At 67.1% G+C, this 17,782-nt stretch carries 19 protein-coding genes; 18 read left to right on the top strand and 1 reads right to left on the bottom strand.

Going from position 1 to position 17,782, the window contains the following annotated elements:
• Positions 1–231: 231 nt before the first annotated feature.
• The 9 genes from rpoE (at position 232) to recO (ending at position 8,896) form a co-directional block, all read left to right on the top strand.
• Entirely contained in the window at positions 232–852 is a 621-nt protein-coding gene (rpoE, locus tag ACXI0D_RS02830; protein WP_014038091.1) for an RNA polymerase sigma factor RpoE, read from the top strand.
• The gene (locus ACXI0D_RS02825) at positions 849–1,727 is read left to right on the top strand and encodes a sigma-E factor negative regulatory protein (RefSeq protein ID WP_014038090.1); all 879 of its coding nucleotides are present in this window, start codon (positions 849–851) and stop codon (positions 1,725–1,727) included. Before rpoE ends, ACXI0D_RS02825 begins: the two co-directional genes overlap by 4 nt.
• A 74-nt stretch (positions 1,728–1,801) precedes the next feature.
• Complete coding sequence (locus tag ACXI0D_RS02820; RefSeq protein WP_119006609.1) at positions 1,802–3,337, top strand: DegQ family serine endoprotease; 1,536 nt, start codon at positions 1,802–1,804, stop codon at positions 3,335–3,337.
• 180 nt (positions 3,338–3,517) lie between these two features.
• On the top strand, positions 3,518–5,311 hold the full coding sequence (lepA, locus tag ACXI0D_RS02815; RefSeq protein ID WP_014038088.1) for a translation elongation factor 4: 1,794 nt from the start codon (positions 3,518–3,520) through the stop codon (positions 5,309–5,311).
• 53 nt (positions 5,312–5,364) lie between these two features.
• Entirely contained in the window at positions 5,365–6,159 is a 795-nt protein-coding gene (lepB, locus tag ACXI0D_RS02810) for a signal peptidase I (RefSeq protein ID WP_014038087.1), read from the top strand.
• Positions 6,160–6,211: 52 nt separating this feature from the next.
• Complete coding sequence (locus ACXI0D_RS02805) at positions 6,212–6,595, top strand: DUF4845 domain-containing protein (RefSeq protein WP_014038086.1); 384 nt, start codon at positions 6,212–6,214, stop codon at positions 6,593–6,595.
• The gene (rnc, locus tag ACXI0D_RS02800; RefSeq protein WP_049447073.1) at positions 6,585–7,265 is read left to right on the top strand and encodes a ribonuclease III; all 681 of its coding nucleotides are present in this window, start codon (positions 6,585–6,587) and stop codon (positions 7,263–7,265) included. The genes ACXI0D_RS02805 and rnc overlap by 11 nt, the downstream gene beginning before the upstream one ends.
• On the top strand, positions 7,262–8,158 hold the full coding sequence (era, locus tag ACXI0D_RS02795; protein WP_005410599.1) for a GTPase Era: 897 nt from the start codon (positions 7,262–7,264) through the stop codon (positions 8,156–8,158). Before rnc ends, era begins: the two co-directional genes overlap by 4 nt.
• Positions 8,159–8,176: 18 nt before the next feature.
• The gene (gene recO, locus ACXI0D_RS02790; RefSeq protein ID WP_049447075.1) at positions 8,177–8,896 is read left to right on the top strand and encodes a DNA repair protein RecO; all 720 of its coding nucleotides are present in this window, start codon (positions 8,177–8,179) and stop codon (positions 8,894–8,896) included.
• Between the two features lie 701 nt (positions 8,897–9,597).
• Here the strand turns inward: recO and ACXI0D_RS02785 are convergent.
• Positions 9,598–10,326 (bottom strand): response regulator, encoded by a 729-nt coding sequence (locus ACXI0D_RS02785; protein WP_014647994.1) that lies wholly within the window; start codon positions 10,324–10,326, stop codon positions 9,598–9,600.
• Positions 10,327–10,453: 127 nt separating this feature from the next.
• Between ACXI0D_RS02785 and rlmD the strand changes: the two genes are divergently transcribed.
• From rlmD to ACXI0D_RS02740, 9 genes are all read left to right on the top strand, one after another.
• On the top strand, positions 10,454–11,788 hold the full coding sequence (gene rlmD / locus ACXI0D_RS02780; RefSeq protein WP_101765909.1) for a 23S rRNA (uracil(1939)-C(5))-methyltransferase RlmD: 1,335 nt from the start codon (positions 10,454–10,456) through the stop codon (positions 11,786–11,788).
• A 33-nt stretch (positions 11,789–11,821) separates the two neighbouring features.
• The gene (locus ACXI0D_RS02775) at positions 11,822–12,307 is read left to right on the top strand and encodes a CYTH domain-containing protein (protein WP_049447080.1); all 486 of its coding nucleotides are present in this window, start codon (positions 11,822–11,824) and stop codon (positions 12,305–12,307) included.
• 113 nt (positions 12,308–12,420) lie between these two features.
• Positions 12,421–13,116 carry a DsbA family oxidoreductase gene (locus ACXI0D_RS02770; RefSeq protein WP_101765908.1) on the top strand — a complete coding sequence of 232 codons (696 nt, stop codon included), beginning with the start codon at positions 12,421–12,423 and terminating at the stop codon, positions 13,114–13,116.
• A 131-nt stretch (positions 13,117–13,247) separates the two neighbouring features.
• Positions 13,248–14,255, top strand: coding sequence for a beta-N-acetylhexosaminidase (gene nagZ / locus ACXI0D_RS02765; RefSeq protein WP_049447084.1), 1,008 nt, complete (start codon positions 13,248–13,250; stop codon positions 14,253–14,255).
• Positions 14,255–14,809, top strand: a complete 555-nt coding sequence (locus tag ACXI0D_RS02760) for a hypoxanthine-guanine phosphoribosyltransferase (protein WP_014038078.1) — start codon at positions 14,255–14,257, stop codon at positions 14,807–14,809. Before nagZ ends, ACXI0D_RS02760 begins: the two co-directional genes overlap by 1 nt.
• An 82-nt stretch (positions 14,810–14,891) precedes the next feature.
• Positions 14,892–15,638, top strand: coding sequence for an S-methyl-5'-thioinosine phosphorylase (locus tag ACXI0D_RS02755; RefSeq protein WP_006461208.1), 747 nt, complete (start codon positions 14,892–14,894; stop codon positions 15,636–15,638).
• A gap of 88 nt (positions 15,639–15,726) precedes the next feature.
• Complete coding sequence (locus ACXI0D_RS02750; protein ID WP_005410590.1) at positions 15,727–15,933, top strand: cold-shock protein; 207 nt, start codon at positions 15,727–15,729, stop codon at positions 15,931–15,933.
• Positions 15,934–16,062: 129 nt separating this feature from the next.
• Positions 16,063–17,331, top strand: a complete 1,269-nt coding sequence (locus ACXI0D_RS02745; RefSeq protein WP_101765906.1) for an FAD-dependent oxidoreductase — start codon at positions 16,063–16,065, stop codon at positions 17,329–17,331.
• A 180-nt stretch (positions 17,332–17,511) separates the two neighbouring features.
• On the top strand, positions 17,512–17,781 hold the full coding sequence (locus ACXI0D_RS02740; protein WP_014038076.1) for a hypothetical protein: 270 nt from the start codon (positions 17,512–17,514) through the stop codon (positions 17,779–17,781).
• Position 17,782 lies beyond the last annotated feature (1 nt).

The following is a 17,782-nucleotide window of genomic DNA, read 5'->3' as shown; positions in this document are numbered from 1 at the left end:
TTCCATCCGGTTGTGTATGGAGAAGCGGCTATGATCCAGAGGTTGTTTCCCCCGCGTCAAATCCCAATAGCAGGGGAGCTGGCGCCCCCGGATCCATGGCCGTGGACCGGGACGCTAACGGAACGGTGGTTAAAAGCTGGTGCGGCGCCAGGTGATCGGCGACTGAACTTTTCCCGGGATTGGCAGTCTCATTGCCCGACGTCGGTTGGGCTGACAGGAGTGCGGCCCCTCATGGCCGATGTTGATACACCTCAGGAGCTGGATCTGGAGCTGGTCCGGCGCGTGCAGCACGGCGAGAGTGCCGCGTTCGATGTCCTGGTGCGCAAGTACCAGCATCGGGTCGTGGCCCTGGTCGGTCGCTACATCGCCGACTGGAGCGAATGTCAGGACGTCGCCCAGGACACTTTCATCCGTGCCTACCGCGCGATCGGAAGTTTCCGTGGCGATGCCCAGTTCTCAACCTGGTTGCATCGAATCGCCGTGAATACCGCCAAAAACTACCTGGCTTCACACAATCGACGTCCGCCGACCGATGACATCGACATCGGTGACGCCGAGCAGTTCGACAGCGGTACCCGCCTGCGCGACACCGACACGCCCGAGCGCGAGTTGATGCGCCAGGAGCTGGAACAGACGGTCATGAAGGCCGTCAACGCGCTGCCGGAAGAACTCCGGTCGGCGATCACCCTGCGCGAGGTGGAAGGCCTGAGCTACGAGGATATCGCGCAGAAGATGGGGTGCCCGATCGGCACCGTGCGTTCACGGATCTTCCGGGCGCGCGAGGCGATCGACACCGAACTCCGGCCGCTGTTGGACATCGGCAGCGCCACCCGTGAGAAGAGCCGCGTATGACCAGTAATCCGTTCAACGAATCGCAGAACCATCAATCGCCCGCCGGGCAGCGCCTGGACCAGCGCCATCGCGAGCAGCTGTCGGCCCTGGTCGATGGCGAGCTGGGCGCCGATGAAGCGCGCTTCCTGCTGCGCCGGATGGAGCACGACCCCGAACTGGCCGGCTGCCAGGAACGCTGGCAGCTGCTGGGCGACGTGATGCGCGGGCAGGCCTCGGCATTGGCACCGGCCGGTTTCAGCGCCGCCGTGGCCGCCGCAGTTGCCGCTGAGCCCGTGCCGCAGGCCGAGCCCCGTCGCCAGGTGCGGCGCAGCGGTTGGCGGGCCTGGGGCGGTGGTGCCGCACTGGCCGCCTCGGTGGCGGCCGTGGCGCTGTTCATGGGCGGCGAGAAGCTGCAGGAAGCCACGCCGGGCGAGCCGCTGGCACCGCAGGTGATCGCCAGCGAGGCCCGGCTGGCGCCGGCACCGACCCAGCCGGCGCCGGTCACCGAAGCATCGGTGGATACCGCGGCAATGGCCGTGGTGGCTGCGCCGGCCGTGGCGATGGCGGCCAGCCGCCGCCAGGATGCCCGCCGCGCCAGTGCCACCCGCAGCCAGCAGGCCGCGCGTGCCGCCCAGCGTGACGATCTTCCGCAGCGTGCCGTGGCATCCACGCAGGCACCATTGACCCCGACCGTGCCGGCCAACGCCAACCGCAACCTGCCGTTTGGTGAGGTCGGTGGGCTGCAGGCCCGGCCATGGCCGCGCTCCAGCCTGGCGCCCGCCGCCGGTGGTGCGCTCAATGCCAGCTTCCCGGCCCATGCCGGTGGTGCCGCGTTCTACCCGTTCGAGCCGCGCCTGCAGGACGACCTGCCGGTGCCGCCGCGCCCGCGCGACTGAGCCGGGCGCCTTCACGCCCCGCCGTCGGCGGGGCCCATATTCCTCTTTCCATCCGACCCGGAGGTTGCCGTCCGATGACTCCCCGACTCCGCACGCAGGCCATTGGCCTGCTGGCCCTGACCCTTCCCCTGATGGCCTGCGCGCAGGCGCCTGCGCCTGCCGCCCAGCCCCAGCCTGCGCCGGCTGCGGCACCGCGGGCGCCCGCGCAGCCGCTGGTCAGCGGCCTGCCCGACTTCACCAACCTGGTCGAACAGGTTGGCCCGGGCGTGGTCAACGTCGACACCACCATCGTCCGCAACAACCGCCAGGCCTCGCGGGGCCCGATGGGCGGCGACGATGACATGCCGGAGTTCTTCCGCCGCTTCTTCGGCCCTGACTTCCCGATGCCGGGGCAGGGGCCGGGTGGGCAGGATGGCGGTCCCAGCATCAAGGGCCGTGGCATGGGTTCGGGCTTCATCATCTCGCCCGACGGCTACGTGCTGACCAACTACCACGTGGTGGCCGACGCCAGTGACGTGAAGGTCAAGCTGGGCGACAGCCGCGAGTTCACCGCCAAGGTGGTGGGCAGCGACCAGCAGTACGACGTGGCTCTGCTGAAGATCGACGGCAAGAACCTGCCGACCGTGCGCGTGGGTGACTCCAACACCCTGAAGCCGGGCCAGTGGGTTGTCGCGATCGGTTCGCCGTTCGGCCTCGACCACTCGGTCACGGCCGGTATCGTCAGCGCGCTCGGCCGCAGCACCGGCGGTGCCGATCAGCGCTACGTGCCGTTCATCCAGACCGACGTGGCGATCAACCAGGGCAATTCCGGTGGCCCGCTGCTGAACACCCGCGGCGAAGTGGTCGGCATCAACTCGCAGATCTTCTCCGCCTCCGGCGGCTACATGGGCATCAGCTTCGCGATCCCGATCGACCTGGCGATGAGCGCGGTCGAGCAGATCAAGAAGAGCGGCAAGGTCACCCGCGGCCAGCTCGGCGCGGTGGTCGAGCCGATCGATTCGCTGAAGGCGCAGGGCCTGGGCCTGCCGGACAGCCGTGGCGCCCTGGTCAACCAGATCGTGGCCGGCAGTGCGGCCGCCAAGGCCGGAGTGCAGGTGGGCGATGTCATCCGCTCGGTCAACGGCAGCGCGGTCAACAGCTGGTCCGACCTGCCGCCGCTGATCGGTGCGATGGCACCGGGCAGCAAGGTGAACCTGGTGGTGTACCGCGACGGCAAGCCGCATGACCTCAGTGCCACGCTGACCGCCCTGAGTGAAGACGGGCAGGCCAATGCCCGCGGGCCGTCGGCCGGCAGTGCCGAGGCGGCTCCGCAGACCGGCGCCAATGCCCTGCTGGGGCTGGACGTCAGCGATCTGAACGCGGCCCAGCGCAAGCAGTTCGGGCTCAACGGCAACGAAGGCGTGCGCATCACCGGGGTCAAGGGCCAGGCGGCGCGTGATGCCGGCCTGTCGCCGGGCATGGTGATCCTGCAGGTCGGCCGCGTCGCGGTCGGCAGCGTGGATGCCCTGAACCGGGCGCTGTCCAGCTTCAAGAAGGACGACGTGGTGATGCTGCTGGTCCGCACGGCCAATGGCAACAGCGCCTTCGTGGCGGTCAAGGCCGGCCAGTAAGGCCTGCCGGGGTCGCTGCGGCGGCCCCTGCGTCTCCCCCGAAGCCCCGCCCCGGCGGGGCTTCGGTCGTTCAGCGTCCGGCCCGATGAGGCAGTTTTCGCGGCTGGGCGCCGGGCGTGCGATAATCGACCGTTACCCTGACGACGCCGCGCGCCGCCGCCACCTATGTCTTCTGATTCGATGCGGAACATCCGCAACTTCTCCATCATCGCCCATGTCGACCACGGCAAGTCCACGCTGGCCGACCGCATCATCCAGCTCTGCGGTGGCCTGCAGGCCCGCGAGATGGAAGCGCAGGTGCTCGATTCCAACCCGATCGAGCGCGAGCGTGGCATCACGATCAAGGCGCAGTCGGTGTCACTGCCGTACGTGGCCAAGGACGGGCAGACCTACCACCTGAACTTCATCGATACCCCCGGCCACGTCGACTTCTCCTATGAAGTCAGCCGCTCGCTGGCCGCCTGCGAAGGCGCGCTGCTGGTGGTCGACGCGGCCCAGGGCGTGGAAGCGCAGTCGGTGGCCAACTGCTACACCGCGGTGGAGCAGGGCCTGGAAGTGGTGCCGGTGATCAACAAGATCGACCTGCCCACCGCCGATATCGAGCGCGCCAAGGCCGAGATCGAGGCCGTGATCGGCATCGACGCCTCCGACGCCGTGCCGGTCAGCGCCAAGACCGGCCTCAACGTGCAGGACGTGCTGGAAGCGATCGTCCATCGCATCCCGCCGCCGGCACCGCGCGACACCGACAAGCTGCAGGCGCTGATCATCGACTCGTGGTTCGACAACTACCTGGGCGTGGTCTCGCTGGTGCGCGTGATGCAGGGCGAGATCAAGGCCGGTGACAAGCTGCAGGTGATGTCGACCGGCCGCAACCACCAGGTCGACAACGTCGGCGTGTTCACCCCGAAGCGCAAGGTGCTGCCGGCGCTGCGTGCCGGTGAAGTGGGCTGGGTCACCGCCAGCATCAAGGACGTGCACGGTGCGCCGGTCGGCGACACCCTCACCCTGGCCGGCGACCCGGCGCCGAAGCCGCTGCCGGGCTTCCAGGAAATGCAGCCGCGCGTGTTCGCCGGCCTGTTCCCGGTTGATGCCGAAGACTACCCGGACCTGCGCGAAGCGCTGGACAAGCTGCGCCTGAACGATGCCGCGCTGCGTTTCGAGCCGGAAAGCTCCGAGGCGATGGGCTTCGGCTTCCGTTGCGGCTTCCTTGGCATGCTGCACATGGAAATCGTGCAGGAGCGCCTGGAGCGCGAATACAACCTGGACCTGATCAGCACCGCGCCGACGGTGGTGTATGAAGTCCTGAAGACCGATGGCTCGATCATCAACATGGACAACCCGGCCAAGCTGCCGCCGGTGAACCAGGTCGAGGAGATCCGCGAGCCGATCATCCGTGCCAACGTGCTCACCCCCGAGGAGTACATCGGCAACATCATCAAGCTGTGCGAAGAAAAGCGCGGCAGCCAGATCGGCATCAACTACCTGGGCAGCCAGGTGCAGATCAGCTACGAGCTGCCGATGGCCGAGGTGGTGCTGGACTTCTTCGACAAGCTGAAGTCGGTCAGCCGTGGCTATGCCTCGCTGGACTACCACTTCGTGCGCTTCGACGCGGGCCCGTTCGTGCGCGTGGACGTGCTGATCAACGGCGACAAGGTCGATGCGCTGTCGCTGATCGTGCACCGCAGCCACGCCGATCGCCGCGGCCGCGAGCTGTGCGAGAAGATGAAGGACCTGATCCCGCGCCAGATGTTCGACGTGGCCATCCAGGCCGCCGTCGGCTCGCAGATCATCGCCCGCACCACGGTCAAGGCCATGCGCAAGAACGTGCTGGCCAAGTGCTATGGTGGCGACGTTTCGCGCAAGAAGAAGCTTCTGGAAAAGCAGAAGGAAGGCAAGAAGCGCATGAAGCAGGTCGGACGCGTGGAGATTCCGCAGGAAGCGTTCCTGGCCGTCCTGCAGATGGACAACAAGTAAGCCCGCACCGGCCCTGCGGGCCGGTCGTCTGGTGACGTTGCAAAGGACCCTGAATGAAACTGTTTGAGATCCTCCTGGTCGTGCTGACCCTGGCCTCGGGCCTGATCCTGCTCGCGGACAAGCTGTATCTCGCCAAGCGTCGCGCCCAGCGCGCGGGCCTGCTCGATTCCGAGCCGGTGCTGGTGGATTATTCGCGTGCGTTCTTCCCGGTGCTGGCGATCGTGCTGATCGTGCGCAGTTTCATCGCCGAGCCGTACAAGATCCCGTCCAGCTCGATGATGCCGAACCTGCTGATCGGCGATTTCATCCTGGTCAACAAGTTCTCCTACGGCCTGCGCCTGCCGATCAGCAACACCAAGATCGTGCCGTTCGGCGAGCCGTCGCGCGGTGACGTGGTGGTGTTCCACTTCCCCGGCCACAGCGACAACGACCCGGCCAAGGGCGAGAACTTCATCAAGCGCGTGATCGGCGTGCCGGGTGACACCGTGGTCTTCGAAGGCGACGGCGTGATCCTCAACGGCGAACCGCTGAAGTACGACAACAAGGGCATCTATGCCGGCCACAAGGGCCAGGGCGAGGGCGCCAACCTGCTGGTCGAGCACCTGCCGGGCCGTACCCACACCGTGCTGGAGACCGACTACCCGCGTGGCCAGGGCCAGTGGACCGTGCCGGCCGGCAAGTACCTGGTGATGGGCGACAACCGTGACAACAGCGACGACGGCCGTTTCTGGGGCCTGCTGCCGGAAGAAAACCTGCGCGGCAAGGCCTTCCTGATCTGGCTGAACTGCCAGGGCTGGTTCTGCAAGGATGGCTTCGAGCCGTCGCGGATCGGCTCGAGCATCAACTGATCGGGCACCAACCGAGTATTTTCACATCCAACGCGTATCTGGGGAGAACGCAATGAAGACGATGAACACGCAGCGTGGCATGACCCTGACCTCGTTCCTGGCGGTCCTGATCGTGGTCGGTTTCTTCCTTTACATCGGCATGAAGCTGTTCCCGATGTACCAGGAGTATTACGCGGTGCGCTCGGCGATGAAGAGCCTGGCCAAGGAGCCCGGGGTGGGCAGCATGGAGCCGGCCCGGATCCAGGATCTGTTCTTCAAGCGCCTGTACATCAACTACTCGGAAAACGTGAAGCCGGCCAACGTGAAGTTCGACCGTCGCGACAATGGCTGGACCCTCAAGGTCAACTACGAAGTGCGCCGTCCGCTGGTCGGCAACCTGGACGTGGTTGGCAAATTCGATTCATCCCAGGACCTGACCCGAAGCGGTGCCGAATAAACCTTTCCATCGTGGTGACCTGATCGGTCATCCCTTCCGCGACCCGGCGCTGCTGAAGCAGGCGCTGACGCATCGCAGTGCCGGTGCGCCACACAACGAGCGCCTGGAGTTCCTGGGTGACAGCATCGTCAACATGATGGCGGCCGAGGCATTGTACCAACGCTGGCCCAAGGCTGACGAAGGCGCGATGACCCGTGCCCGCGCCGAGCTGGTGCGTGAAGGCGCGCTGGCGGTGATCGGGCGCACCCTGGAACTGGGCGATCGACTGATCCTGGGCCCGGGCGAAATGAAGTCCGGCGGCCATCGTCGTGATTCGATCCTGGCCGACGCGGTGGAAGCCGTGGTGGCTGCGATCTACCTGGATGCCGGCTTCGAGGCCTGCCGGGCGGTGGTACTGCCCTGGTTCAGCGCTTCGATCGAGGCACTGCCGGCCTCCGGCCGGCCCGAGAAGGACCCTAAGACCCGCCTGCAGGAATGGCTGCAGGCCCGACAGAAGGCGTTGCCGCAGTATGAACTGGTGTCAGAATCCGGTGACGACCACGCCAAGCACTTCCGGGTACGCTGCAACGTAGCCGACCCGGCCGCCAGCACCGAGGGCGAAGGCGCCTCGCGGCGGCTTGCCGAACAACAGGCGGCTGCGGCCGTCCTAGAACAACTGGATTCCAAGTGAGCGAACAAACTCCCCATCATTGCGGCAGCGTGGCCGTCATCGGCCGCCCGAACGTGGGCAAGTCGACCCTGACCAATGCCCTGGTCGGCGCCAAGGTCAGCATCGTCTCCAACCGCCCGCAGACCACGCGCCATCGCCTGCTGGGCATCGCCACCTATCCGGAAGGCCAGCTGGTGCTGGTCGACACCCCCGGCCTGCACAAGGTGCAGAAGCGGGCGATGAACCGGGTGATGAACCGCGCCGCGCGCGGTTCGCTGGAAGGCGTCGATGCCGGCCTGCTGGTGATCGAAGCCGGTCGCTGGGATGAAGAGGACAGCCTGGCGTTCAATGTGCTGCGTGACGCCGGCATTCCGGTCGTTCTGGTGGTCAACAAGATCGATCGCCTGAAGGAAAAGGGCGCGCTGCTGCCGTTCCTGCAGCAGGTGACCGAAGGTCGGGATTTCGCCGCCGTGCACCCGATCTCCGCGCAGAAGCGCAACGGCCTGGAAGCGCTGGTGCGCGACGTGCTGAAGCTGCTGCCGGAAGCCCCGCCGATGTTCGGCGAGGACGAGATCACCGACCGCAGCCAGCGTTTCCTGGCTGGTGAACTGGTGCGCGAGCAGCTCATGCGCCAGCTCGGCGAGGAACTGCCGTACGCCACCACCGTCGAGATCGAGCGCTTCACCGAGGATGGCAACCTGCTGCGCATCGGTGCGGTGATCTGGGTCGAGCGCGAGGGCCAGAAGGCCATCGTGATCGGCAAGGGCGGCGCCCGCCTGAAGGAGATCGGCGCCAAGTCCCGCCTGCAGATGGAGCGTCTGTTCGGGGCCAAGGTGTTCCTGGAAACCTGGGTGCGCGTGCGTGAAGGCTGGTCCGACGACGAGGCCGCGCTGAAGGCCTTCGGTTACGAGTAACGCGTTGCGGTCGCTTCGATGATGATCGAGGACGACACCGGCTTCGTGCTGCACGCACGGGCCTACCGCGAGACCAGCCTGCTGGTCGAAGTGTTGAGCGCGCAGCATGGTCGTATCGGCCTGCTCGCGCGTGGCGTGTCCACCGCAAAGGGTCAGGTGCTGCGTGCTGCCCTGCAGCCGTTGCAGTGGATCCGCTTCAGTGCCCAGCAGCGGGGTGAACTGGCCCAGCTGCGTGGTGCAGAGGCATTGGATGCGGCGCCACGCCTGGTCGGCCAGGCGATGCTGGCCGGCTTCTACCTGAGTGAACTGACCCTGCGCCTGGCTCCGCGCCAGGACCCGCTGCCGGAGCTGTACCTCGCCTATGGTGAGGCGCGCGCGCGGCTGGCGGTCGGTGCCGGCCTGGCCTGGACCCTGCGCCGTTTCGAACGCGAACTGCTGTCCGCGCTGGGCCTGGGCTTCGAGCTGGACAGTGCCAGCGATGGCCAGCCGATCGACCCGGCGGCGCGCTACGAACTGGATCCGCAGGAGGGCGCGCAACGCCTGCTGAGCGAGCGCGGCGGGGAACGCCGGGCAGCGGCCACTGGCTCGGCGCTGCTGGCTTTGGCGGCAGATGAAGAGCCGGATGCCGCCGACCTGGCCAGCCTGCGCCTGCCGATGCGGCGGGTGCTGGCCCATCACCTGGGGCCGCGCGGCCTGAAGTCCTGGGAAATGCTCGAGCAGCTCGCGCCCAGGCGTTGAGGGGTGTTCGGCAGGGCTTGCAGCCCTGCACCCGCTGAATCAACGTCAACGTCAACTGCAAAAGCTGGCTATCTGTGGGTAGGCGGGGTGGGTCCGGTTGCGGGAGACGCCGTAAACCCCGCTCCGCGGTCCGGCCCAGCCGCTGGCGGCTGTGCGTTCGGGCGCTTGCGAAGCAGTGCTTCGCAAGCAAAGCGCCCTCACCCATGGGGGCTTGGCCGCGGCATCCATGCCGCGGACACTCCCTCAACCGGACCGACCCCGCCTTCGACAGTTTCTCGCGAGCTGTTGGACGTGCCGACGGGGTCAGATCCGTTTTCCGAAGGAAAACGGATCCGACCCCAATTTGGAGTTCGATATCTGACAGAGATTCATCCACGCATGGCGTGGATCTACCAGCCGTCACACGGAATCTGTCGGGGGTGGGGCGGTGTGGGTTGGCAGGACCGTTGGCGCCATGGATGGCGCCATCGAGCCCCCAGGGGTGAGGGCGCTTTGCTTGCGAAGCACTGCTTCGCAAGCGCCCGAACGCACAGCCGCCAGCGGCTGGGCCGGACCGCGGAGCGGGGTTTACGGCGTGTCCTGCCAATCCACACCGCCCCGCCCAACAAGCAGAAAGCCAGAGCCGCTCTGGCTCTGGCCTTTGGTGTTGCTCTGGCTTGAAAGCTTCTGCAGGTGCAGGGCGCAGCCCTGCCGAGCAACCCTCAGTGCAGCAGGGCAGCCACCGCGGCGCGGAATCCATCCTGGGCCTGCCCGGACTCGGGCGCATGATGCAGCTGGCGCACCGCCCGTCCCAACCGTGCCGCCCCCACGAAGCCACAGCTCGCCTGCAACCGGTGCAGCTGACTGCGCAGCTGGCGCTCGTCGTGCTGGTCCACCGCCTGCTCCACCGCATCACGCACGCCCGGCAACTCGGCCAGGAACAGCTCGCGCAGGGCGATCAGGTGGTTGCGCTGGCCATTGAGCGCGGCCAGGGCTGCGGTCTCGTCCCAGTCCTGCACGGCCAGCTCGACCGCGGCCGGGGCCTGTGCCACGAAGATTCCCGCCGGGCTGTTGACCAGCGCACGGCGCACCGCCTTCAGCAGCTGGTCGCGGCCCAGTGGCTTGACCAGGGTGTCGCTGAAACCGGCTTCGCGCAGGCGGGCGTGGATGGAGGTATCGCCGTCGGCGGTATGTGCCAGCGCCGGCGTGTCGGGGTGTGAACGGCGCAGCTCACGCAGCAGCTGCGCGCCATTGCCATCCGGCAGGTTGACGTCGATCAGCCACAGGTCGTGCGCGCCGGGTTCGGCACTGGCCAGGGCGCTGGCCAGCGAATCTGCGGTATCCACATCCGCCGGTAACGTTTCCAACGCCGCCTTGAAAAAACCGCGGCTGATGATGTCGTCCTCGACAAGCAGGAAGCGGGGCCGTGCGGCCCGCGGGGTCATCTGCATCAGGGCTGCCTCCATGTCAGCTGTCCCAATCATCAAGCACGGCGGCCACGGGCGCAAGCGGGTCCGGGCCCCGCCGGTCAGGATCTGCGACAATACGCCCCCATTTTTGCCCGCAGCCTGTTGCCACGTGGCCCGATCCCGTTCCCGCACCGACCGTACCCCATTCCAGACCGAGATCCTCGACCTCAGCCATGATGGTCGCGGTGTCGCCCGCCGTGAAGGCGAGGGCGGCAAGGTCACCTTCGTCAGTGGCGCCCTGCCCGGCGAGGTGGTGATGGCTGAACAGACCGCCCGCAGCCGCCATTTCGACGAGGCGCGCACCGTGGAGGTGCTGCAGGCCTCGCCGCAGCGGGTGAGCCCCAAGTGCCCTCATTTCGGTACCTGCGCCGGTTGCGTGCTGCAGCACCTGGACGAGGACCAGCAGATCGTCGCCAAGCAGCGCGTGCTGATGGACAACCTGGAGCGGATCGGCCATGTGAAGCCGGGCACCGTGCTGGCGCCGCTGGTCGGTGAGAGCTGGGGCTACCGCCGTAAGGGTCGCTTCTCGGTGCGTCGGGTCGAAAAGAAGGACAAGACCCTGGTCGGCTTCCGTGAACAGGATCCGCGCTTCGTCGCCGACCTCAGCCAGTGCCTGACCGTGATCCCCGAGATCGGCACCAAGGTCGAGGCGCTGTCCACCTTCATCGAATCGCTCGATGGCAAGCGTGACATCCCGCAGATCGAATTCATCGCTGGCGACCAGGCCGTGGTCCTGACCGTGCGCCACCTGCAGCCGCTCAGCGATACCGACCGCGCGGCCTGGGCGGCCTTCGGCCAGCAGCATGGCTTCGTGATCTACCTGCAGTCCGGCGGCGTGGACACCGTGCAGCCGCTGGACGGGCAGGGCGTGCCGCTGTCGTTCCGTCTGGCGCCGTGGGATGTCGAACTGGCGTTCCGCCCGCTGGACTTCATCCAGGTCAATGCCAAGCTGAACGAGAAGATGATCGCCCACGCCCTGGACCTGCTGGAACCGGGCGAGGACGAGCGCGTGCTGGACCTGTTCTGCGGCCTGGGCAACTTCACCCTGCCGCTGGCCCGCCGCGTGCGCGAGGTGGTCGGCGTGGAAGGCGATGCCGGCCTTGTGGCGCGTGCGCGAGAGAACGCCGAGCGCAACGGCCTGGCCAACGCGCAGTTCTTCAGCGCCGACCTGACCCAGGACCAGCGCAGCACCGCGTGGATGCGCCAGGGCTTCGACAAGCTGCTGCTGGACCCGCCGCGCTCGGGCGCGATCGAAGTGCTGCAGCAGCTGCCGCTGAAGCAGTTCAAGCGCATCGTCTACGTCAGCTGCCACCCGGGCTCGCTGGCGCGCGATGCCGGCTACCTGGTCAACGAACAGGGCTTTACCCTGGTCAGCGCCGGTGCCATGGACATGTTCCCGCACACCGCGCACGTGGAAAGCATCGCGGTGTTCGAGAAGCGCTGATCGGCTGTCATGCCCATCGCGCATAATGGCGCGATGGGCATTGAAATCGAACGCAAATTCCTCGTCAGCAGTGATGGCTGGCGCACCGCCGCGCACCGGGTGATCCCGATGGCGCAGGGCTACATCAACGACATGGGCGCGCTCGACCGCGGCACCCAGAATGCTTCGGTACGCGTGCGCATCGAAGGCGACCACGCCGCGCTGAACCTGAAGTCGCGCACCATCGGCCATACCCGCCAGGAGTTCGACTACCCGATCCCGGTGGACGATGCTCGCGCACTGCTGGCGTTGTGCGTGGGGGGCCTGATCGACAAGCGCCGCCATCTGGTCGAACACGCCGGCCTGACCTGGGAAGTGGACGAGTTCCTCGGCGACAACGCCGGCCTGGTGGTGGCCGAAGTCGAGCTGGACAGCGCCGACCAGGCGATCGACCTGCCGGACTGGGTGGGTGCCGAAGTCACCGACGATGCGCGCTACTACAACGTCGCGCTGGCCAGTCACCCCTATTCACAGTGGTGAAGCCGCAAAAAGGGGACGGAGGGGATTAAGTCGTCTTTACCCCAGCTGTGCTGGAAACGACTTAATCCCCTCCGTCCCCTTTTTTCGAGGGAGGCGGGCCCCATGTGGTGGGGATGAGAATCGACATCTACTCCGACGTGGTCTGCCCCTGGTGCTGGATCGGCAAGCATCGCTTCCAGCAGGGTGTGCAGTTGCTGGGCGCCAATGCGCCTGAACTCGATATCCACTGGCAGCCGTTCCAGCTGGACCCGGACGCGGACGACACCCCGGTGCCGCTGCGCGAGGCCTATGTGCGCAAGTTCGGTGGCGTCGAGCGCACCGAGCAGATCCTCGGCCAGACCCAGACCACCGCGCGGGGCGAGGGCCTGCCGATGGATTTCAGCCAGGGCCAGGTGCGGGTGACCACGCTGCCGGCGCATCGGGTGTTGTGGCTGGCCGGCGAGCACGGCGTGCAGGATGCAGTCGGCGAAGCACTGTTCCGTGCCCACTTCGAGCATGGCCAGAATCTGGCCGATACCGCGGTGCTGGTGAAGGCCGGCGTGGCGGGCGGCCTGGACGGTGGTGAAATCGCGCAGATGCTGGCCTCCGACCGCGGTCTGGCCGAGGTCGAAGCCAAGCTTGCACAGGCCCATGCATTGGGCATTTCCTCGGTGCCGACCTTCGTCATCGATGGGAAGTGGGCCATTTCCGGGGCCCAGCCGCCGGAAGCGTTCGCCCAGGCCCTGCAGCAGATCGCGGCCGAACAGGGCGCCCCGGCCACCCCGGCTGACGGCGACGAGGCCTGCGGCCCGGACGGCTGCAAGGTCTGAGCAGATCGGGGTCAGAGCCCCTGTGGGGATCTGACCCCACACCTCGCTTTTGCCTTGACCACTGCGCCTGTCGGCCGGTTCTGCGACAATGCGGCACTGCGCCATCCGGGCGCGCGTTGTGGAGATCGACCATGCTGCTGATCGGCGTTGCCGGCACCGAACTGACCGCCCAGGAACGTGACTGGCTGCAGCACGATGCCGTGGCCGGGGTGGTGCTGTTCAAGCGCAACTTCGCCTCGCGCCAGCAGGTGACCGATCTGAGCGCGGCGATCCGTGCCGCTGCCCCGCGCCCGCAGTTGATCTGCGTGGACCAGGAAGGCGGTCGCGTGCAGCGCTTCCGCGAAGGCTACAGCGAGCTGCCGCCGCTGCAGGACATCGGTGCACTGTACGCCACCGACCCGCAGCAGGCCCTGGCCCTGGCCGAGCAGCACGCCTGGCTGATGGCCAGCGAAGTGCGCGCCAGCGGCCTGGACCTGAGCTTCGCGCCGGTGGTCGACCTTGGCCGCGGCAACCGCGCCATCGGCAACCGCGCCTTCAGTGAAGACCCGCAGGTGGTAGCCGCGTTCACCGCCGCCTATGTGCGTGGCATGCATGCGGTCGGCATGGCCGCCACGCTCAAGCATTTCCCCGGCCACGGCACCGTGCTGGAAGACACCCACGTCGATACTGCGATCGATCCGCGCGCGCTGGACGAACTGCGCGCGCAGGACCTGGTGCCGTTCCAGGCCGGCATCGCCGCCGGTGCCGATGCAGTGATGATGGCCCACGTGATCTATCCGCAGGTGGCACCGGAGCCGGCCGGCTACTCGCCGCGCTGGATCCAGGACATCCTGCGCGGTGAGCTCGGCTTCCGCGGCGTGGTGTTCTCCGATGACATCGGCATGGCCGCCTCGCACAGCGCCGGTGGCGTGCCGGCACGCGTGCACGCGCACCTGGATGCCGGCTGCGACGTGGTGCTGGTCTGCCACCCGGAACTGGTCGATGAAGCCCTGCACGCGGTGCAGGGACGCTCCCTCAATACTGCTGCGCTGCTCGGCCTGCTGGGCCGCGGCGCGCTCGGCTGGGACGGCCTGCTGGCCGATGCCCGCCATGGCGACACCCAATCCCGTCTGCTTGAAACCCTTGGAAGAACCGTCTGATGCCCAACCTCACCATTTCCCAGGCCCTGGCCCAGGCTGACCTGCTGGTCGACCGCCCCACCATCGACAAGGCCATCGCTGGTATCGCCGACGCCATCGCGCGCGATTACAAGGGCGAGGTGCCGCTGTTCCTGTCGATCATGCATGGTGCGCTGCCGTTCGCCGGCCAGCTGGCGCTGGAACTGGGCGCGCGCGGCCAGGACGTGCAGTTCGATTACCTGCACGCGACCCGCTACCGCGGTGAAACCACCGGCGGCGACCTGGTCTGGAAGCACAAGCCGGCTACCTCGCTGTTCGGCCGCCGCGTGCTGCTGATCGACGACATCCTCGACGAGGGCTACACCCTGCAGGGCGTGCGCACCTGGTGCCTGGAGCAGGGCGCGACCGACGTGCGCATCGCCGCGATGACCGTGAAGAAGCACGACCGCGCATTGCCGGACGTGACCGCCGACTACGCCGGCATCGAGCTGCCGGACCGCTACGTGTTCGGCTTCGGCATGGACGTCAACGAGACCCTGCGCTGCGTGCCGGCCATCTACGCAATGAAGGAATAACGGCGCAGCCGCCCACAGCGCGTCTTCTTCCATCGCCGGCATCCTCGGGTGCCGGCGTTCGTCTTTTCATGGAGTGCTTCGAATGCAACAGATCGCCCTGGCCGTGATCGGCGGTACCGGTGTCTACAACCTGGCCAAGCTTGACGACGTGCAGACCCACGAGGTCGACACCCGCTTCGGCCGCCCGTCCGGCCCGGTGCGCGTGGGCACGCTGCTCGGCCATCGCGTGGCGTTCCTGGCGCGGCATGGCGAGGGGCATTCACTGCCGCCGCACAAGATCAACTACCGTGCCAACCTGGCCGCGCTGCAGCAGCTGGGTGCGCAGCGGGTGCTGGCATTGAACACGGTGGGTGGCATCACCGAAGACTTCGGCCCGCGCGTGCTGGCCTGCCCGGACCAGATCATCGACTACACCTGGGGCCGCATCAGCACGATCTGTGAAGAAGAGGGCACCGACGTGGTCCACGTCGATTTCGGCCATCCCTACACGCCGATGCTGCGCAGCAAGATCCTGGCGGCAGCCAAAGTGACCGGTGTCACGGTCCATGACGGTGGCTGCTATGGCGCAACACAGGGCCCGCGCCTGGAGACCATCGCCGAAATCGCCCGCATGCGCCGTGACGGCTGCGACCTGGTGGGCATGACCGGCATGCCGGAAGCCGCGCTGGCGCGGGAGCTGGGGCTGGATTACGCCTGCCTGGCGATCATCGCCAACTGGGCCGCCGGCTGCGGTGATGGCGAGGAGATTACGATGGCCGAAGTGCTGGCCAATGTGCAGGCGGCAAGCAACGGACTTCCGGAACTGGTGGGCGAATTGGCGCGGGGGTGATTGTCTTCCCCGAGCAAGCTTTGCATACTCAGCTTGTGCGCGGGTTCAGCGTACACCACCCATTCATTGCATAAGGTCTCGCATCACCATGCCGAACGGTACCGTCAAGTGGTTCAACGACGCCAAGGGATTTGGCTTCATCTCGCCGGAGGATGGCAGCGCCGACGTGTTCGCGCACTTCTCCGCCATCAACTCCAAGGGCTTCCGCAGCCTGCAGGAAGGCCAGCGTGTCACCTATGACGTGACCCAGGGCCCGAAGGGTGCCCAGGCTTCGAACATCACGCCGGCCGAGTGATCCACTCGACAGTGCGTTGAAAACCCCGCTTCGGCGGGGTTTTTTTTGCGCAGTAGATCCACGCCATGCGTGGATGCCGTGCGCGGCCTCCCTTCTCCATTCGCAACCCACCTCGGGCACAATGCGCCCATGAAGGAACGACTGCGCATCGCCGTGATCGGCTACGGTACTGCTGGCCAGGCATTGGCCATCCTGCTCACCCGTGATGGCCACGAGGTGGAGATCTTCGAACGCGTGCCCACGCCGGGGCCGGTTGGCGCCGGTTTCCTGCTGCAACCCAGCGGCCTGCAGGTGCTGTGGCAGATGGGCCTGCTCGATGCAGTTCGTGCGCATGCCGCGCCGGTGCACCGCCTGTATGGCGATACGCCGTGCGAACGCGCGGTGATGGACATGCGCTACGACGGCCTGGATGCGCGCCTGCACGGCCTCGGCATGCAGCGCGGAGCGTTGTTCTCGTTGCTGGACCAAGCGCGTGCAGGTGCGGGCCAGCTGCATGCCGGCGTCTCCATTGCCGCGGTGGATGCCGAGCAGGGCCGCCTGCGCGACAGCGAAGGGCGCATGCATGGTCCATTCGACCTGGTGGTGGCTGCCGATGGCGCGGCCTCGACCTTGCGTGGCACGATCGAAGGCGGTGCCGGGCTGGATCGCGTGTATCCCTGGGGTGCGCTGTGGTGCCTGTTGCCGGCCGAAGACTGGCCGCACCTGCAGGAGCTGCGGCAGCGCTACGTGGCCGCGCGCAAGATGATCGGGCTGCTGCCGGTCGGCACGCGGCCCGGTGACGACACGCCGCGCCTGAGCTTCTTCTGGAGCCTGCCACGCGCCGACTTCGAACGTTGGCAGGCGGAGGGCATGACGCCCTGGCTGGACGAACTGCACACCCTGTGGCCGCAGGCCAGTGCACGCTTCGCGCATCTGCGTGACGCTGGCCAGCTGGCGCGCGCGGTCTACCGCGACGCTGTGATGACGCGTTGGCATTGCGGCCGCATGGTGCTGGCCGGCGATGCCGCACATGCGATGAGCCCGCAGCTGGGGCAGGGCGTGAACATGGCACTGCTCGATGCGTTGGCGCTGCGCGATGCCATGCGCGCGCATGGCGGTGGTGCCGCTGCATTGCAGGCCTACCAGGCGCAACGCAGGGCCCACGTTGCGGTCTACCAGCGCTGGAGCCGTTGGCTCACGCCGCTGTTCCAGTCCGACCGCGATGCCTGGGCGAAGGCGCGCGACGTACTGCTCGGCCCGATGGGGCGCCTGCCGGGTGGGCGTGGCCACATGCTGCGCGTGCTCAGCGGTACCCAGCATGGCTGGTTCGGTTCGCTTGTGCTGGATCCGGCCTTCATCGATGCGCTGGCCACTGCGGCCGAACCGCCTCGCGCACACGTGGCTGCGGCAACGGCGTGAAGTACGCCGTCACGTGAATTAACGGTTGCCTCACCGCGGATATGCGAGAAGTAGGTTGCACGCGATTGCGCGTCGCCCGTTTTCCTTTCCGTGATCAATATCGCGCGTGGCCCGGGAGGCGCTGCCGTTGCGGCCTGTTGCGGCCCGGACGTGCCGCCTGTCGTTGAAGAGGAGGACGCCATGTTGTTCGCGGTCGAGGAGCTGGAATCGGAAATCTGCAAGCTGCGCGGACTGTTGCAGATGCTGCACGAGGACCAGCCCGACGTACTGGAGGATGTGTTCGAGTTCCATGTCGGCAGCCTGATCAGTCATGCGCCAGCGGAGCACCACGCACGCATCCGCACCTGCGCGCAGGAAATGCTGGCGGCGGTCCAGGCATTGCCGCGACGACGTGAAGATGACACGCCTGAGTTCCAGTTGATGCCGCAGCTGGGCGTTCGTCCGGCTTGAT

The sequence above is a fragment of the Stenotrophomonas sp. C9D9 genome (assembly GCF_056491205.1).
The sequence above is the reverse complement of the archived record's forward strand: the minus strand, read 5'-3'. Positions and strand labels throughout refer to the sequence as shown.

Bases quoted from the DNA above. Each gene is read 5' to 3' on its own strand.
- ACXI0D_RS02770 (WP_101765908.1), top strand. From the start codon at position 12,421: ATGAGAATCGACATCTACTCCGACGTGGTCTGCCCCTGGTGCTGGATC.
- ACXI0D_RS02785 (WP_014647994.1), bottom strand. From the start codon at position 10,326: ATGCAGATGACCCCGCGGGCCGCACGGCCCCGCTTCCTGCTTGTCGAG.
- rpoE (WP_014038091.1), top strand. From the start codon at position 232: ATGGCCGATGTTGATACACCTCAGGAGCTGGATCTGGAGCTGGTCCGG.
- ACXI0D_RS02775 (WP_049447080.1), top strand. From the start codon at position 11,822: ATGGGCATTGAAATCGAACGCAAATTCCTCGTCAGCAGTGATGGCTGG.
- ACXI0D_RS02805 (WP_014038086.1), top strand. From the start codon at position 6,212: ATGAAGACGATGAACACGCAGCGTGGCATGACCCTGACCTCGTTCCTG.
- ACXI0D_RS02825 (WP_014038090.1), top strand. From the start codon at position 849: ATGACCAGTAATCCGTTCAACGAATCGCAGAACCATCAATCGCCCGCC.
- ACXI0D_RS02740 (WP_014038076.1), top strand. From the start codon at position 17,512: ATGTTGTTCGCGGTCGAGGAGCTGGAATCGGAAATCTGCAAGCTGCGC.
- recO (WP_049447075.1), top strand. From the start codon at position 8,177: ATGATGATCGAGGACGACACCGGCTTCGTGCTGCACGCACGGGCCTAC.
- lepA (WP_014038088.1), top strand. From the start codon at position 3,518: ATGCGGAACATCCGCAACTTCTCCATCATCGCCCATGTCGACCACGGC.
- ACXI0D_RS02745 (WP_101765906.1), top strand. From the start codon at position 16,063: ATGAAGGAACGACTGCGCATCGCCGTGATCGGCTACGGTACTGCTGGC.
- ACXI0D_RS02750 (WP_005410590.1), top strand. From the start codon at position 15,727: ATGCCGAACGGTACCGTCAAGTGGTTCAACGACGCCAAGGGATTTGGC.
- ACXI0D_RS02760 (WP_014038078.1), top strand. From the start codon at position 14,255: ATGCCCAACCTCACCATTTCCCAGGCCCTGGCCCAGGCTGACCTGCTG.
- ACXI0D_RS02755 (WP_006461208.1), top strand. From the start codon at position 14,892: ATGCAACAGATCGCCCTGGCCGTGATCGGCGGTACCGGTGTCTACAAC.
- nagZ (WP_049447084.1), top strand. From the start codon at position 13,248: ATGCTGCTGATCGGCGTTGCCGGCACCGAACTGACCGCCCAGGAACGT.
- lepB (WP_014038087.1), top strand. From the start codon at position 5,365: ATGAAACTGTTTGAGATCCTCCTGGTCGTGCTGACCCTGGCCTCGGGC.
- ACXI0D_RS02820 (WP_119006609.1), top strand. From the start codon at position 1,802: ATGACTCCCCGACTCCGCACGCAGGCCATTGGCCTGCTGGCCCTGACC.